General features: G+C 61.6%; 10 protein-coding genes. 2 read left to right on the top strand and 8 right to left on the bottom strand.

The features are described 5' to 3' along the window. Positions 1 to 133: 133 nt before the first annotated feature. The 8 genes from C7435_RS03355 to C7435_RS03320 all read right to left on the bottom strand — a co-directional run bounded on the left by C7435_RS03355 (position 134) and on the right by C7435_RS03320 (position 12357). On the bottom strand, positions 134 to 598 hold the full coding sequence (locus C7435_RS03355; RefSeq protein WP_170150330.1) for a YybH family protein: 465 nt from the start codon (positions 596 to 598) through the stop codon (positions 134 to 136). A 247-nt stretch (positions 599 to 845) separates the two neighbouring features. Continuing rightward, positions 846 to 4289 carry a DNA polymerase III subunit alpha gene (dnaE, locus tag C7435_RS03350; RefSeq protein ID WP_121210047.1) on the bottom strand — a complete coding sequence of 1148 codons (3444 nt, stop codon included), beginning with the start codon at positions 4287 to 4289 and terminating at the stop codon, positions 846 to 848. Between the two features lie 300 nt (positions 4290 to 4589). Then, complete coding sequence (locus C7435_RS03345; protein ID WP_075189765.1) at positions 4590 to 5279, bottom strand: ABC transporter ATP-binding protein; 690 nt, start codon at positions 5277 to 5279, stop codon at positions 4590 to 4592. Next, entirely contained in the window at positions 5272 to 6603 is a 1332-nt protein-coding gene (locus C7435_RS03340) for a lipoprotein-releasing ABC transporter permease subunit (RefSeq protein ID WP_121210046.1), read from the bottom strand. Before C7435_RS03340 ends, C7435_RS03345 begins: the two co-directional genes overlap by 8 nt. Continuing rightward, positions 6596 to 7930: a proline--tRNA ligase gene (proS, locus tag C7435_RS03335; RefSeq protein WP_121210045.1), complete on the bottom strand. Its 1335-nt coding sequence runs from the start codon at positions 7928 to 7930 to the stop codon at positions 6596 to 6598. Before proS ends, C7435_RS03340 begins: the two co-directional genes overlap by 8 nt. A gap of 226 nt (positions 7931 to 8156) precedes the next feature. Continuing rightward, positions 8157 to 9095 carry a sterol desaturase family protein gene (locus C7435_RS03330; RefSeq protein WP_121210044.1) on the bottom strand — a complete coding sequence of 313 codons (939 nt, stop codon included), beginning with the start codon at positions 9093 to 9095 and terminating at the stop codon, positions 8157 to 8159. Between the two features lie 2 nt (positions 9096 to 9097). Further along, positions 9098 to 9556, bottom strand: a complete 459-nt coding sequence (locus C7435_RS03325; protein WP_121210043.1) for a hypothetical protein — start codon at positions 9554 to 9556, stop codon at positions 9098 to 9100. A gap of 80 nt (positions 9557 to 9636) precedes the next feature. Next, entirely contained in the window at positions 9637 to 12357 is a 2721-nt protein-coding gene (locus C7435_RS03320; protein ID WP_121210042.1) for a TonB-dependent receptor, read from the bottom strand. 247 nt (positions 12358 to 12604) lie between these two features. Between C7435_RS03320 and C7435_RS03315 the strand changes: the two genes are divergently transcribed. Both C7435_RS03315 and C7435_RS03310 read left to right on the top strand, forming a co-directional pair. Beyond that, entirely contained in the window at positions 12605 to 13861 is a 1257-nt protein-coding gene (locus tag C7435_RS03315; RefSeq protein WP_121210041.1) for a serine hydrolase domain-containing protein, read from the top strand. Next, the gene (locus tag C7435_RS03310) at positions 13854 to 15458 is read left to right on the top strand and encodes a GMC family oxidoreductase (RefSeq protein ID WP_121210040.1); all 1605 of its coding nucleotides are present in this window, start codon (positions 13854 to 13856) and stop codon (positions 15456 to 15458) included. The genes C7435_RS03315 and C7435_RS03310 overlap by 8 nt, the downstream gene beginning before the upstream one ends. Positions 15459 to 15461 lie beyond the last annotated feature (3 nt).

The following is a 15461-nucleotide window of genomic DNA, read 5'->3' as shown; positions in this document are numbered from 1 at the left end:
GGCGCGGGCATGGCCGATGCAGTGCGGCCATGCGTCAGCGGGTGGCAGCCTGTCACGGCACCAAAATGCCGATGACAATGCGGCGATGGACAGGCCGGACCCGCCGGCCGCCGGGCATGCCTGGCCGGTGGCGCTACTCGCCGGCCGATGCAGGCGGCGGTGGCGAAACCGAGGCGTGATCGGCGCGGTAATACCACTGGCCGTCAATGCGGCTCTGAACATCCATGAAACGCCCGGTGAGCGTGAAGGCCGCGCCGCCACCGGCGGGCGTCTGGCTCATCGTCCACTCGCCCCAGGCCGCATGGCTGTCGCCCAGGCCTGCAGAGCCATGCATGTCGAGCGTCAGGCTGATATTGTCAAAGGCATCGAAGAAGCCCTGCCAGTCAGCGGCGATCGCCTCCCGACCACGGACATGGTGCGTGCCCGGCGAATAACTGTCGGCATCCGCAGTGAACAAGTTTCCCAGTGCCGTGGCGTCCTCGGCCTCGACCGCCGCCACGAAGGCCCGCTGCAATGCCTCCGGCGTGTCCTGCGCCTGGGCACCTGCCGACACAAAAAACATCAGCGTCATCGCGCTGCCTGCAAAAAGACTATTCATACGATCCCCTCCCCACGAGTTTGGCGCACTATCCACGGCTTCAGCCGCCGACGCAAACGAAAGCGCGCCCGTCATGGCGAGGGCTGAACTGACCTGTTGAATAACCGCAACAGCTAGGCCGTTTCAGGCCCCGTCAGCCGCCATGGTCCTTGTCGACACCGCGGGCGTCGGCCGATGACCGATGTGGCCGCCGGAGCCGGTCAGCCATGCTGCCCCAATCTGGTTCCGACAAAGCAAACACATCGCATCAGGTCACTTCCACCGAAGCCACCCCCTTCACCCCTTTCAGGGCAGCCTGCAGGGCGGCATCGGCCGAGTGACGACCGGGCAAGCGCATCTCGATCTCACCGCCATCGCGCAAGGGCAGAAGCAGGTCGATCACCGCGTCATGACTGGCATCTGCCCGATTATTTGCGCGCTCGAGACGGGCGTGCACGCCTGACAGCGCATCGGCCAGGTCGAGCCGGATACGCAGGCGTTCGGCCGAGACCTTGGTATCGAGCGGCTCGATCCGGTCGGCGAAGAAGGAGATTTGCTCGTCGCGCTCATCAACCCGGCAATTGACCAGCACCGCCTGACCGCTGTCGAGAATTTCACGTGAGGTCCGCAACAGCTCGGAATTGACGAAAACCTCGAACTCCCCTGTCGGGTCGGACAGGGTCGTCCAGGCAAAGCGCTCACCGTTTTTGTTGGAGACCCGTTCCTGGCGCCGCCGGACCATGCCGGCCAGGCGCAGGGCGGTGGCTCCGTCTGCCACGCGGCCCGGCGCTTCAGCGAAAAAGACCACGCCGCGTCCGGCCAGATGCTCGGCCAGATCGTCGAGCGGGTGGCCGGACAGGTAAAAGCCGATGGCGGACAATTCCGCATCCAGACGTTCGGTCGCCGTCCAGGGGTCGGGTTCTGGCAGGCGCGGCCGTTCCAGAAGCGCTTCCTCACCGCCACCGCCAAACAGGCTGGCCTGGGCGCTTTCGCGTTGCTCGGCGGCGTGCTGCGCCATCGAGATCAGCGTCTCGGCGGACGCCATGACACGCGCCCGGTCAGGATCGAGCGAGTCGAAGGCACCGGCCTTGGCGAGGTTTTCAAAGGTGCGCTTGTTGACCTGGCGCGGATCAATGCGTTCGGCAAAATCATAGAGATCGCAGAACGGCCCATTAGCCTCACGCTCGGCGACGATGTGTTCCATGGCGACAAACCCGACATTACGGATCGCGCCAAGGGCAAAGCGGATCGCGCCCTCCTCGACCGAAAAATCCGCTTGCGAGGCATTCACGTCGGGCGGCCGCACCTCGATCTTCATGCGCCGGATTTCCTGGAAGAAAGCGGCCAGCTTGTCAGTATTGGCCGCGTCCAGCGACATCAGGGCGGCCATGAATTCGACCGGATAATTGGCTTTCAGATAGCCGGTCCGGTAGGCGATGGCGGCATAGGCGGCGGCGTGCGATTTGTTGAATCCGTAGCCGGCAAACTCGGCCACCAGTTCGAAAATATAGGAGGCCTTCTCGCGGCTGACGTCGTTTTTCTCGGCGCCCTCGAGGAAACGGACTTTCTGCTTGTCCATCTCCTCCTTCTTCTTCTTGCCCATGGCCCGACGCAGAAGGTCGGCTTCACCGAGCGAGTAACCCGACAGGATCTGGGCGATTTGCATCACCTGTTCCTGATAGATGATGACGCCATAGGTTTCCGACAGCACGCCTTCGAGATCGGGGTGGAGATTATCGACCTCGGCCCGGCCGAATTTGCGATCGACATAGACGTCAATATTCTTCATCGGGCCCGGTCGATACAGCGAGATCAGGGCGATCAGGTCCTCGATCGCATCCGGCTTCATCTTCTTGAGCGTATCGCGCATGCCCGACGATTCCAGCTGGAACACGCCGATCGCATGACCCGACTGCAACAGGTCGAAGGTCGCCTGGTCGTCGAAATCAATGCCCTCGATATCCGGCACATCCTTGCCTGCCGAGGCGATATAGCCCAGCGCCCGGGCGATGACGGTCAGGGTCTTGAGACCGAGAAAGTCGAATTTCACGAGTCCGGCCGGCTCGACCCATTTCATGTTGAACTGGGTCGCGGGAATATCGGAACGCGGATCGCGATAGAGCGGGACAAGCTCAGACAGTTTGCGATCGCCAATGACCACGCCGGCGGCGTGGGTCGAGGCGTTGCGGTAAAGCCCTTCCAGCTTCAGCGCCACAGTCAGCAGGCTATCGACCGAGTCGTCATCGCGGCGCATTTCGCGCAACCGTGGTTCGATATCCAGCGCCTGGGCCAGCGTGACCGGATTGGCGGGATTGGCCGGCACCATCTTGGCGAGACGGTCGACGAGGCCGAGCGGAAGCTGGAGGACCCGGCCAGTATCGCGGACCACAGCTCGGGCCTGCAAGGTCCCGAAGGTGATGATCTGGGCGACCCGGTCATGGCCGTATTGTTCCTGGACATAGCGGATCACCTCGCCGCGCCGCTCCTGGCAGAAATCGACGTCGAAGTCGGGCATCGAGACCCGTTCCGGATTGAGGAAGCGTTCGAACAGAAGGCCGAAACGAAGCGGATCGAGATCGGTGATGGTCAGTGCGTAGGCGACCAGTGAACCGGCGCCTGACCCCCGCCCCGGCCCGACGGGAATATCATTGTTCTTGGCCCACTGGATGAAGTCCGAAACGATCAGAAAATAGCCCGGAAAGCCCATCTGGCGGATAATGCCGAGTTCGAAATCCAAGCGTTCGCGATATTCAGTTTCCGGTGCCGCCGGATTAATGCTGGCGAGACGCTCGGTGAGGCCTTCATGGGCACGGGCAACCAATTCCTCGCCCTCGTCACGGCCGCCCACTGTCGGAAAACTCGGCAGGATGGGCGCGTGGGTGCGCACCCGGAAAGCGCAGCGGCGGGCGATCTCAACCGTATTGTTCAGCGCTTCCGGCAAGTCGGCGAAGCGCTCATTCATTTCCTGCGGCGTGGTCAGATAGTGATCGGCCGTGACCCGGCGCCGATCGGCAACCGAGACGAAGGAGCTTTCCGATATGCACAGCAGGGCGTCGTGTGCCTTGTGCATCGAGGCGTCGGGGAAATAGGCCTCATTGGTCGCCACCAGCGGCAGGTCCCGTGCATAGGCCGTCTCGACCAGCCAATCTTCCGCTTCCAGTTCCGGTGCCAGCCCGTGGCGTTGCAATTCGACATAGAGGCGGTCACCGAAGGCGGCTTCCAACTGGCCGAGAAACCCGCCAGCCTCGGGCTGACGTCCGCCAGTGACCAGCCGGTTCAGCACACCATCAGGCCCCCCCGTCAGACAGATCAGCCCGGCGGCGTGTTCCAGGACCAGTGCCATCGGCACATGCGGTTCTTCCGACCCGTCCACATCCAGATAGGCCGCGCTGGAGAGCGCCATGAGATTGCCATAGCCGACCTCATCCTGGGCCAGCAGTACCAGCGTGCCATCAGGCTCCGCGCGTTCGCCGGGATGCGGGTCACTGAGCCGGACCTTGAGTGTGCAGCCGACAATCGGCTGCACACCGGCGCCCGACAGGACTTCGGAAAATTCCAGCGCTCCGAACAGGTTGTTCGTGTCAGTCAGCGCGATGGCCGGCATGCCATGGGTCTGGCAGACCTCGACCATTTTCGGCATGCGAATGGCGCCTTCCAGGACCGAATAGGGCGAGCGCACCCGCAAATGCACAAATGGATATTGCGCGCCCATGGGTCTCTCCTGACATCCGGCCTGAAAACTGATCCCGCCCTGCCCGGACCTGACGCCGTCGGCGCCACCGAGTCAGATCAATCAGTCTAACCGGTTCAGGCCGCGCCGAGAACCGATCCCCACATCGCGATCATCCAGGCAAAACCCAAAACGGCGGTGGCGGCGGAAACATCTTGAACAACCCGGCGCATGACACTCTCCCCAAAACGCTTGTTCTGCTTTTGTTCTATTTCGGCAAAGACGCGTCGTCAAGCGAAATGTTCCACTTTTGTTTCAGTGTGGTTTTGAAGCTATCAGACCTCAGTCGGCGACATACGGCGTGAGATGCCCGTCGGCGAAGGTGAGGATGCGATCCATACGACCCGCCAGCTCGTGATTATGGGTCGCGACCAGGGCCGCGGCGCCCTCTGCCTTCACCGTCTCCCGGAAAGCGTCGAACACCTTCTCGGACGTTGTTGGATCGAGATTGCCGGTTGGCTCGTCGGCCAGCAGCACGTGCGGGCGATTGGCCAGGGCGCGGGCAATCGCAACCCGCTGCTGTTCGCCGCCGGACAATTGCGAGGGCTGGTGCAGGATCCGGTCGCCGAGCCCCAGCTGGGTCAGCAGCAACTCCGCCCGTTCGCGCGCCTTGCGCGCCGGAACGCCGCCGATCAATTGCGGCAGGACGATATTCTCCAGCGCATCAAACTCGGGCAGGAGGTGGTGAAACTGGTAGACGAAGCCGATTTCGCGACGCCGGATCGCGGTGCGATCACGATCCGACAGCTCACGTGTTGCCCGCCCCCTCACCCGCACATCGCCAGCATTGGGGCGTTCGAGCAGGCCGGCCGCGTGCAAAAGAGACGACTTGCCAGATCCGGACGGACCGACCAAGCCGACAATCTCGCCGGGCGACAGGCTGAGACTGGCGCCGCGCAGCACCGGCAATTCCCCGGCCTCGGTGACATAGGTGCGGTCGATCGCGTCGAGTTCGAGAACGAAATCACTCATAACGCAGCGCCTCCACCGGATCGAGACGCGCCGCCCGCCAGGCCGGCGGCAAAGTCACCAGCAGGGAAACGGCCAGCCCGAAGATCGAGATGAAGGCCACCTCGCCCCAATCCATCTTGGCCGGGATGCGGTAGAGATAATAGACGTTCGGATCCCAGACCTGGGCCCCGGTTGTCCAGGTGATGAAGTCCTGGATCGGACCGATAAAGGTCACGAAGAGTATGCCCAGCAACAGGCCGGCCAGCGTACCGGCCATGCCGATGCTGGCGCCCACAATCAGGAAAACCCGCATCACCGAGGCCCGGGTCGCGCCCATCGTACGCAGTATGGCGATATCGCGCGACTTGTTCTTCACCAGCATGACCAAGCCGGAAATGATGTTCATGGCCGCGATCGCCACCACGATGGACAGGATCAGTCGCATCGCCGTGCGCTCGAATTGCAAGGCGTTGAAGAAGGCCGGATCAAGCCTTGTATAGTCATAGACCAGCGCATTCGGACCTGCGAGGGCGCGGATCGGGGCGACAAATTGCGGTGCCATTTCCGGAATGTCGAGACGGATCTGGATCGTGTCGACCACGTCCCCACGGTTGAAATAGAGCTGACCCTGATCCAGCGGCATGTAGGCGAGATTATTGTCGATGGTGGAGACACCCGCCGCGATGATCGCCTCGACATAATAGGCTTTTTGCTGCGGCCGGATGCCGAAGGCGGTCGGCGCGGCGCGGGCGGCCGTGAAAGTGACCCGGTCACCGATCGTCACGCCAAGGCGCTGGGCCACGCCGGCCCCGATGACGATGCCATCGCCGCCATTATGCCCGTCACCAAAGGTCTCGAGATCGCCATACTGGATGCCGGTCAGACTGCGGGGATCATCGCCGGACTGGATCACATCCATCCGGGCGAGATCGGACGGCCGCACCGCGAGCACCTGAAGCACGGATTCGTAACGCTGGGACGAGGCCAGGACCTGACCGGTCACCACCGGGTCGGCGCTTTTGACGCCGGTCATCGCTTCGATTTCCGCAAGCAGGCGATCTATATCGTCAGATGGAATTTCACGTGTATCGACATAGACATGCGGCTGGAAACCGAGAAGCTGGCTGAAAAGTTCAGCCCGGAAACCATTCATGATCGACATGACAGCGATCAGGCCGGTGACGGCGAGCGCAATCCCACCGAAGGAAATCCAGGCGATCAGAGCAACGCCGCCATGCTTGCGGCGGGCCCGCAGATAGCGGAAGGCGAGCAGGAATTCATAAGGGCTGAAGGGTCGCGCCCCGCCGGTCGATGCCACACTCGTCCCGCGCGCTGCTTCAGTCATCGCTGAAGGCCCTTTCGGCCAGCCGGCTCACTGCATCCTCCAGCGACAGCTCATGGGTCTCGCCATTGCGGCGAACCTTGAGTTCGATCTTGCCCTCTTTCAGCCCGCGCGGACCGATCACCAGCTGATAGGGCAGGCCAATCAGGTCGGCAGTCGCGAATTTGGCGCCGGCCCGGTTGTCAGTGTCATCATAAAGCGGGTCAAGGCCGGCCTTGGCCAACGCCGCATAGGCGGTTTCGCAGGCCGCATCACACGCGGCGTCGCCGACGCGCATATTGATGATGCCGACGCCAAAGGGCGCAACGCTTTCCGGCCAGATACAGCCCTTCTCGTCGTGATGCGCTTCGATGATCGCGCCGAGAAGCCGCGACACGCCGACACCATAAGAACCCATATGGACAGCGCGCGGCTGGCCGTCCTGATGCTGGACCAGCGCTTTCATCGGCTCGGAATACTTGGTGCCGAAATAGAAAATATGGCCGACCTCGATTCCGCGCGCCGAGAGTTGACGATCCTTCGGCACGGCCGCGAACTGGTCGGGCTCGTGCATTTCGTCGGTCGCCGCATAAAGCGCTGTGCGCTGATCGACATAGGACTGAAGATCGCCGTCGAAATCGACATCCAGTCCAGGCGCACCCATCTCGACGAGATCGGCATGGCAGAAAACCTCGCTCTCGCCGGTTTCGGCCAACACGATGAATTCATGGCTGAGATCGCCGCCGATCGGACCGGTATCAGCCTTCATCGGCACGGCCTTGAGGCCGAGCCGCGAGAAAGTGTTGAGATAGGCCACAAACATGCGGTTGTAGGAGCGTCGGGCGGCGGCCTCGTCGACATCGAAGGAATAGGTGTCCTTCATCAGGAATTCGCGGCCGCGCATGACCCCGAAACGGGGCCGGCGCTCATCGCGAAACTTCCACTGGATGTGGTAGAGCATCTTCGGCAAGTCCTTGTAGGACTTGCAGTATGAGCGGAAAATCTCGGTGATCATTTCCTCATTGGTCGGCCCAAAGAGCAGCTCGCGATCATGGCGGTCGGTGATGCGCAGCATCTCGTCGCCATAATCCTCATAGCGCCCGCTTTCGCGCCACAGGTCCGCCGACTGGATGGTCGGCATCAGGAGTTCGACGGCGCCGGCCCGGTCCTGTTCCTCGCGCACAATCTGTTCGATTTTCTTGAGCACGCGATGGCCCAGCGGCAACCAGGCATAAATCCCCGCCGCCTGCTGCTTGATCATGCCGGCGCGCAGCATCAGCTGGTGCGAGACGATCTCGGCGTCAGAGGGGGTTTCCTTGAGGACGGGCAGGAAATAACGGGACAGGCGCATGGGGCGATTCCGGTGGGTTCGTGTTTGACGCCCATTAGACCGGGTGAGCGTCGTAATACAAGGCGGGATGCGCGATTGGGTGCAGAGACTTCGTGACCGTCTTGGCAAACGCAGCAGGTCTGAAATACACGCGCCGATCGTCACAGTGGAACGTGGTCCGAAATCGCCGGAGCGGGTAAAGGCGCCAACCGCTTGCCCCTATCACCCGCTCAGCGGTTCTCCGCCGCTACTCTGCCGCTTCGGCTTCGGGCTTGGGCTGGGCGGCCTGACGGGCCTGCCATTTGGCAAGGAGCTGCTTGGACGTCTCGCGCGAGCCGTCCGGCGACCAGCCAGGCGGGGCGAGCAGGTACATCGCTGCGTGTTTGAGGGACTTGGCGCCGGCCATGTCATTCACGATACCCATCCATTCATGCAGACAGATCTTGATCGGGTTGTAGGTGCCCAGATTCTTGACGATGCCATAGCGGCAGGGTTCGTCGGCGCGTTCGACCTGGAAAGTGCCGAACATCTTGTCCCAGATGATGAAAATGCCAGCGTAGTTCTTGTCGAGATAAATCGGGTTGGTGGCGTGATGGACGCGGTGGTGCGACGGCGTGTTCATCACCGCCTCGAACCAGGCCGGGCAACGCTTGATCGCCTCGGTATGGATCCAGAACTGGTAGATCAGGTTGAGCGCGCCGACAAAAGCAACCATGGCCGGATGAAAGCCCAGGAAGACCATGGCCGAACCAAGCCATAGGAATTTCAGGGTCAATGGGCTGATCCAGGGTTGGCGCAGGGCCGTCGTGAGATTGTAGTGCTGTGACGAGTGATGGACGATGTGGTCGGCCCAGAACCAGCGCACGGTGTGAGCAAAACGGTGCGACCAGTAATACAGGAAATCATCAAGCACGAAGGCGATCACCCAGACCCACCAGGCGAAGGAGATATCCAGCAGGCGGTGCTCATAGACGAAGACTGACCAGCCACCCAGCAGGATGCCGAACACGATCGAGGACACATTATTGCCCAGCCCCATGACCAGGCTGGCCGCAGTGTCGCGGGTTTCAAACCGGGTCTTGCCGGTCAGGCGCGCATGCAGCATCTCGGCAAAAACGGACAGGGTGAAGAACGGGATCGCCAGCGTGATCGGGTTCCAGTTCTGGACAAAGGCGGGAACGTCCATTTTTAGCTCCTTGCCCCTGCCTGAAGGGGCGCGACCTCGACGGCGACCGCCTGCAGGGCAGTGAGCCGCTCGGCCCAGTCTGCGGCGACCTCGGCGCTGTCAAAGCGCAAACGGGCCGGTGCGAAGACAAAATCATTGAGACGCAGGTGAAGCACATGTTCGTTGTCGATGGCCACATCACGGACGCGGCCGGGGCCGAGATAGCGGATCACGAAATCGCTGCCGCGCGCCACCACAAGACCAAGACACGCGCCGGAGCGTTCCGCGACCAGGGCGCCTTCACCGTCTGCGGCGAGCACCCCCTCGCCGGCTTCAAAGCCGACGCGGTCCGTATCGAGGCGCATGATGGCCTCGTCCAGCCCGCTCAGCTTCGCCTGGGTGCTGATACCCAGCCGGGCGTTGAAAAACACCATGACACTGACGCCGACCACTGATCCGACAATCAGGAAAAACAATCCCATCACTGGCTCCGCCGCACATGAAAACGGGCGGGAACACCTGGTTCCCGCCCGCGATCATACGCTTATTTGAACAATGTTCACTAGCCGCGAACACGCAGCGTGATGCCGTAGGTCTGCGGATCACCCGGATAGGCGTTGTAGCTGGTGCCGAGATAACCAACCGACGGGAAACCGCCCTTGGTGTAATTCTCGTCAAAGATGTTCCGACCCCACACCTGCAAGGCCCAAGCGCCGTCATCGGCACCGAGCGTCACCGACGCGTTGTAGAGCTGGAAGGCATCCTGGTTTGCGAACGGACGCGGGTCCTGGCTGGTGGTGTGCGAGAAATCCGAGATGTGGCTCATCTCGCCACGCCAGGACATCTCCATATTGTCACCGACCTGGTGCGTGTAGGTCGCCGTCATCGCCGCCACGAACTCCGAATTGCCGCGGTCACGACCGGTCAGGTCGTTGAAGAGTGCGGTCACGCCGGCACCATTGGTGCGCTCGGCACCTGGCACGCAAAGCGCGAAATTCGGATCGGTCGAATCAAAGCTGTCCGGGCACGGCGCGTAGAGATATTCGCCGTAGATGCTTTCGAACAGGTAGGTGAAACCACCGGTGACGAGCAGATTGTCGGTCGGTGCCCACTGCCCCTCGAACTCAAGACCGGAGACTTCAATCGAACCGGCATTCTCGAGTGCGAAGCCATTGCCGACGAAATTGTTGGTCTGGAAATCAGTGATTTCCTGGTTGAAGTAGGCCAGCGCGTAGACGAAGCGACCGCCGTCAAAGGACCCTTTGGCCCCCACTTCAAAGCTCTCTGCGGTCTCTTCCTCGAACTCGAAAACGCCGGTGAAGGCGGCATTGGTCGAGACGTTGAAACCGCCCGGCTTGAAGCCCGTCGCGTAGCTCGCATAGACGTTGAACGTGTCCGACACATCATAGGACAGGATAATATTGCCCGAGAAGTTGGTGTCGTTACGCGAGGTCGGGAAGTCGGCTGCATTGACCGGCGGGAAGTTCTGGAAGGCCGTGAAAGCGAGCAGCGGATTGAGGTCCGGATTATTGGCAAATGCCGCCGGCAGCGGAGCGGTCGGCGAAATGCCGAGGCCGATCAGCGTATTCAACAAGGTCGGATCGCCTGCCAAGGCTTCGGCCTGAGCCTGACCAAACAGGATCGACGGCACCAGATACGCACAGGCATCGCCGCCAATGACCGGGAAGAGGCCCGGATCACAGGTACCCGGCGTCACCAGGCGCAGATCCTGTGCCAGGTCGACAAAGGAGAAGGCCGACAACGGACCCGGCTGGTTGATGGCCGTGACCATTTCCTTGTCTTCGTCGGAATAGCGACCACCCAGCGTCACCGTGAACTGGTCGGTGAGATGCCAATCGATCTGGCCGAACGCCGACCAGGCATTGGTGTCGTATTGATAGCTTTCCGAAATCAGGCCGTGGCTGGTGGCAACAAAGCCTTCAGCCGGCGTGGTCGGAAGCGCGCCATTGCCTGACGCCAGCGGCACGAAGGCGCCAACGCCAGCGGCCTGGTTCATGTCGAGGAAGATCTCAAGCAGCGAGACGCCGCCCGTACCGGCCGGAAGTCCGAACGAAGCAACGAGGTCGGCCACTGCCGGCGCTGACGCCGCATCGAAGAAGGCGCGGGCATCGGCACCATAAGGCGTCGAATTATCGAAGCTCAGCTCGTTGTTGTAATAGAAACCGCCGAACATCCAGTCGACCATATTGTCGCCGGTCGAGGTCAGGCGGAATTCCTGGGTGAAGCTGTCATACTGGTTCTGGATGTGACGCAGGCTGACCAGGTCGAGGTCAGAGAAGTCGGCGTCGAACAGCTGGTCTTCATCATAGTTACGGAAGGCCGTGATCGAGGTGAAGGTGAAGCTGTCGAAATCATGGTCGATCTGGGCCGAAATACCCTGCGTGGTCAGCTGGGTGTTCAGGTCACCGTCAATGGCGATCGTGTCGCCGCCATTGGGATCAGCCGGAACCGCCGTACCGCCAAGGCCGACAAGCGCCGCGAGGTCGATCGGATCATAAAAGGCGAACGGTGCCGCACAGCAATTCTCGTCGATATCACCCCAATCCGCGATGATGCGGACTTCGGTATTGTCGCTCGGGTTGAACAGCAACTGGCCGCGAATGCTCATACGGTCGCGGTTATTGGCCTCGCGGCCATCAACGACGTCAATATAGCCGTCATTCTGGTGGACATTACCTTCCAGACGGAAAGCTGCGTTGTCAGACAGCGGGCCGGTCACGGTGCCGCGCGCTTGGCGCATGCCGTAATTTCCGACCGTCACTTCGCCGGCATAGTTGAAATCAAAATCCGGCGCCTGGGTGATGATGCTGACGACACCGGCCGGCGTATTGCGGCCGAAAATCGTGGACTGCGGTCCCCGGATGACCTCGACGCGCTCAACCGACATCAAGTCGTTGATCGCGGAGCCGGAGCGCGGACGGTAAACGCCGTCAATGAAGACGCCGACCGACGGCTCGAGGCCCGGGTTGAAGCTCGACGTGCCAACGCCGCGCAGGTTGAACTCGGTGTTGGTGGACGTCGCAAACTCAGAAACCCGAAGCGACGGGACCAGGGTCTGCAGGTCCGCGGCATCGCGAATTTGCGATTGCTCGATCTGCTCGCCGGTCACAACGGCGACCGAGACCGGCGTGTCCTGAAGCGTCTGCTCGCGCTTCTGGGATGTCACGGTGATCACGTCGACCTGAGCCATCGCGCTACCCGCAAAAAGCCCGCTCAGAATAGCCGTCGTGCCCATCGCGACGGCTTTGGAAAACAGTTTCATTGGAATTTCTCCCCTGTGGCGCGGTTTTATTAGCCAACCATTCCGCGCATCTGTCCAATATATGAACACCGCTCGACACCGCTGTCAGCCGGTTTATCCTGACTGCGCAAAAAACATGCCCGGCCTGATGCACGGATACCTCACCCAGCGTTTTGAAATGCCGGCGGAAATCTGACCCTTTTCTCCTGTCCCAACTCTGATACGGTAAACAGTGAACAGCGTTCAAATCGCTGTCATGGGGAGAAAAATGAAGAAACTTATCATTGGCTTAGTCATAATTTTCAGCGCCGGCGCGCTCGCCGCAGCAGGCTGGTTCTACCGCCCCTGGTCCGAGTATTCGCCAGCGGAAATCCAGGCCGCCACCCAGCCCGAACGGCTTGTTGAAACATTTTCCAACATGAGCGATGTCTTCCCCTGGCGCGCGATCAATCCATCCGACTCAGCCGCTCATTTGCCGCGGAATCTTCAATCGGTAGCGATCAGCTACCAGTTTGACGGCGCCGACCGGACCCTTGATGACTGGATGGCCGAAAGTGACACAACGGGCCTTATGGTGCTGCATGATGGCGAGGTCGTTTACGAGACCTACCGCCTCGGCGCCGATGCCGACACTCGCCACACATCCTGGTCTGTCGGCAAGAGCTATGTCGCGACCCTGATCGCCATGGCCATGCAGGATGGCCGAATCGCCAATCTCGACCAGAGCGCCGAAATGTTCGCGCCGCAATATGGCGGTACGGACTATGGCGACACGACACTGCGCCATCTCCTGATGATGTCGGCGGGCATGGATTTCGAGGAGAACTATAACGCCCCGAATTCGGACATCCGCCGTCTCTTTCTAGGCGCCAATATCTATGGCCAGAACATTGACCGTCTGGTTGGCGAGATCGAGCGCAATCGCGCGCCTGGCGAAGACCTGCACTATGTCAGTGCCAATACCCAGGTGCTCTCGGCGGTCGTTCGCGGTGTCTATAACGACAATCTGGCCAATATCGTCCAGGACCGCATCTGGCAGCCGCTCGGCATGACCGGCGAGGCCTACTGGAACCAGAACATTCCGGGCGAGAACGGCATGGCGATCGGCTATTGCTGCCTCAATGCCACGCTTGAGGACTATGCCCGCTTCGGCCAGTTCTATCTGCAGGACGGGGTCTGGGACGGCGCGCGTCTCCTGCCCGAAGGCTGGGTTGCCCAAGCGACCCGACCGAATGCGCCCTTCCAGGAGGCCGGGCCCGATTCGGTCTACGCCCATCGCGGCTATGGCCTGCACTTCTGGGTGCCGGAGAACCATGACGGGGAATACTTCATGGCTGGCGTCTACGGCCAGTATGTCTGGGTCGATGAGCGCCGCAATATCGTCATCGCCCGCACCGCGGCCGACACCACGTGGAGTGCCCGGACCGAAGAGTCGATCATCGCGATGCGCGCCCTCGCCGCCCACTATGGCGAGATGTCCGCCTCCGAGACCGAAGCGGGGATGACGGAGGCAGGCAATGAGTAAGCTCGACTACGACTATATCATTTGCGGCGCCGGCTCGGCCGGCTGCACGGTGGCGGAGCGCCTGTCGCGCGACCCGTCGGTCTCGGTCCTCGTTCTGGAAGCTGGCGGCACCGACAATTCACCAATCATCCGCACGCCGATGCTGTTGCAATACGCGGTCACCGGCGAGCAATTCAATTGGGGTTATTGGACCGAACCACAAAAACACCTCAACGACCGCAAACTCCTGTGGCCCCGCGGCAAGACTCTGGGTGGCTCGTCCTCGATCAATGCCATGCACTATATGCGCGGTGCGAAAGAGAATTACGACGAGTGGGAAAGCGCCTATGGCGCCGAGGGTTGGGGCTGGAACAATGCCCTGCCCGCCTTCAAGGAAGTCCAGCACCAGACCCGTGGCGCCAGCGATCTGCACGGCACGGGCGGTCCGCTCTGGGTCCAGGACATCAAGCCGCTCAACCCGCTGACCGAGGACTTCCTCAAGGCGGCAGACCAGCTGCAATACAAGCGCAATGACGATTTCAACGGTCCGGACCAGGAAGGTTTCGGCCCGTATCAGGTCACCCAGAAAGGCAATAAGCGCTGTTCGGCCGCCGACGCCTTCCTGCGCCCGGCCCTGGAGCGCGAGAATTGCGCAGTCCAGACCGGCGCCCTGGTCCATCGCATCGTCATCGAGAATGGCCGCGCCACCGGCGTCGAGGTCGAGATCGAGGGCGAACTCCGCGTCATCAATGCACGCAAGGAAGTCGTCCTCTCGGGCGGGGCGATCAACTCGCCCCAGACATTGCTCCTGTCGGGGATCGGCCCGGCTGACGAATTGCGCGAGGCCGGGGTCAGTGTCGTGCACGACCTGCCCGGTGTCGGCAAGAATCTGCAGGACCATCTCGATGTCACGGCCCAGGTCTGGACCAAGTCATCGACATCGATCGGCAACTCGCTGCGCTCCCTGCCCAGCCACATGTATATGGTGGCGCGTTGGGCCTTGCGCGGCGATGGTCCGTTCACGGTCAATCCGGTTCAGGGCGGCGCCTTCATCAAGTCGGCCTTTGCCGACGATCTCCCCGACCTGCAACTGGTCTTCATCCCGGCGATCTCGAACCCGCACGGCGTTGAAAAGACGAGCGGTCACGGCATCACCCTGCATGTCTGCCAACTCTATCCAAAGAGCCGCGGCGAGATCCGGCTGAAAACCACCGACCCCACCGACCATCCGGCCATCCAACCCAATTATCTCGCCGAGGACTTCGATCTCGACGTGATGACAGACGGGCTGGCCAAGGTGCGCGACATTCTCAATGCGCCGGCCTTTGATCATGACCGCAAGGAAGAGCGCTATCCCGGTGCCGACATCACCACGATGGACGGGCTGCGTGAGGATGTGAAAGCCCGCGCTGAAACGCTGTACCATCCGACCTCGACCTGCGCGATGGGATCCGGCGACCTCGCCGTCACCGACAGCCGCTGCCGGGTCAGGGGCGTCGCCGGATTGCGGGTCATCGACGCCTCGGTCATGCCGCGCCTCGTCGGCGGCAACACAAATGCACCCACGATCATGATCGCGACCCGCGCGGCCGCCATGATCGTCGAAGACAACGCGTAGTTA

The sequence above is a fragment of the Maricaulis maris genome (assembly GCF_003634045.1).
Classification (GTDB): Bacteria; Pseudomonadota; Alphaproteobacteria; order Caulobacterales; family Maricaulaceae; genus Maricaulis; species Maricaulis maris.
The sequence above is the reverse complement of the archived record's forward strand: the minus strand, read 5'-3'. Positions and strand labels throughout refer to the sequence as shown.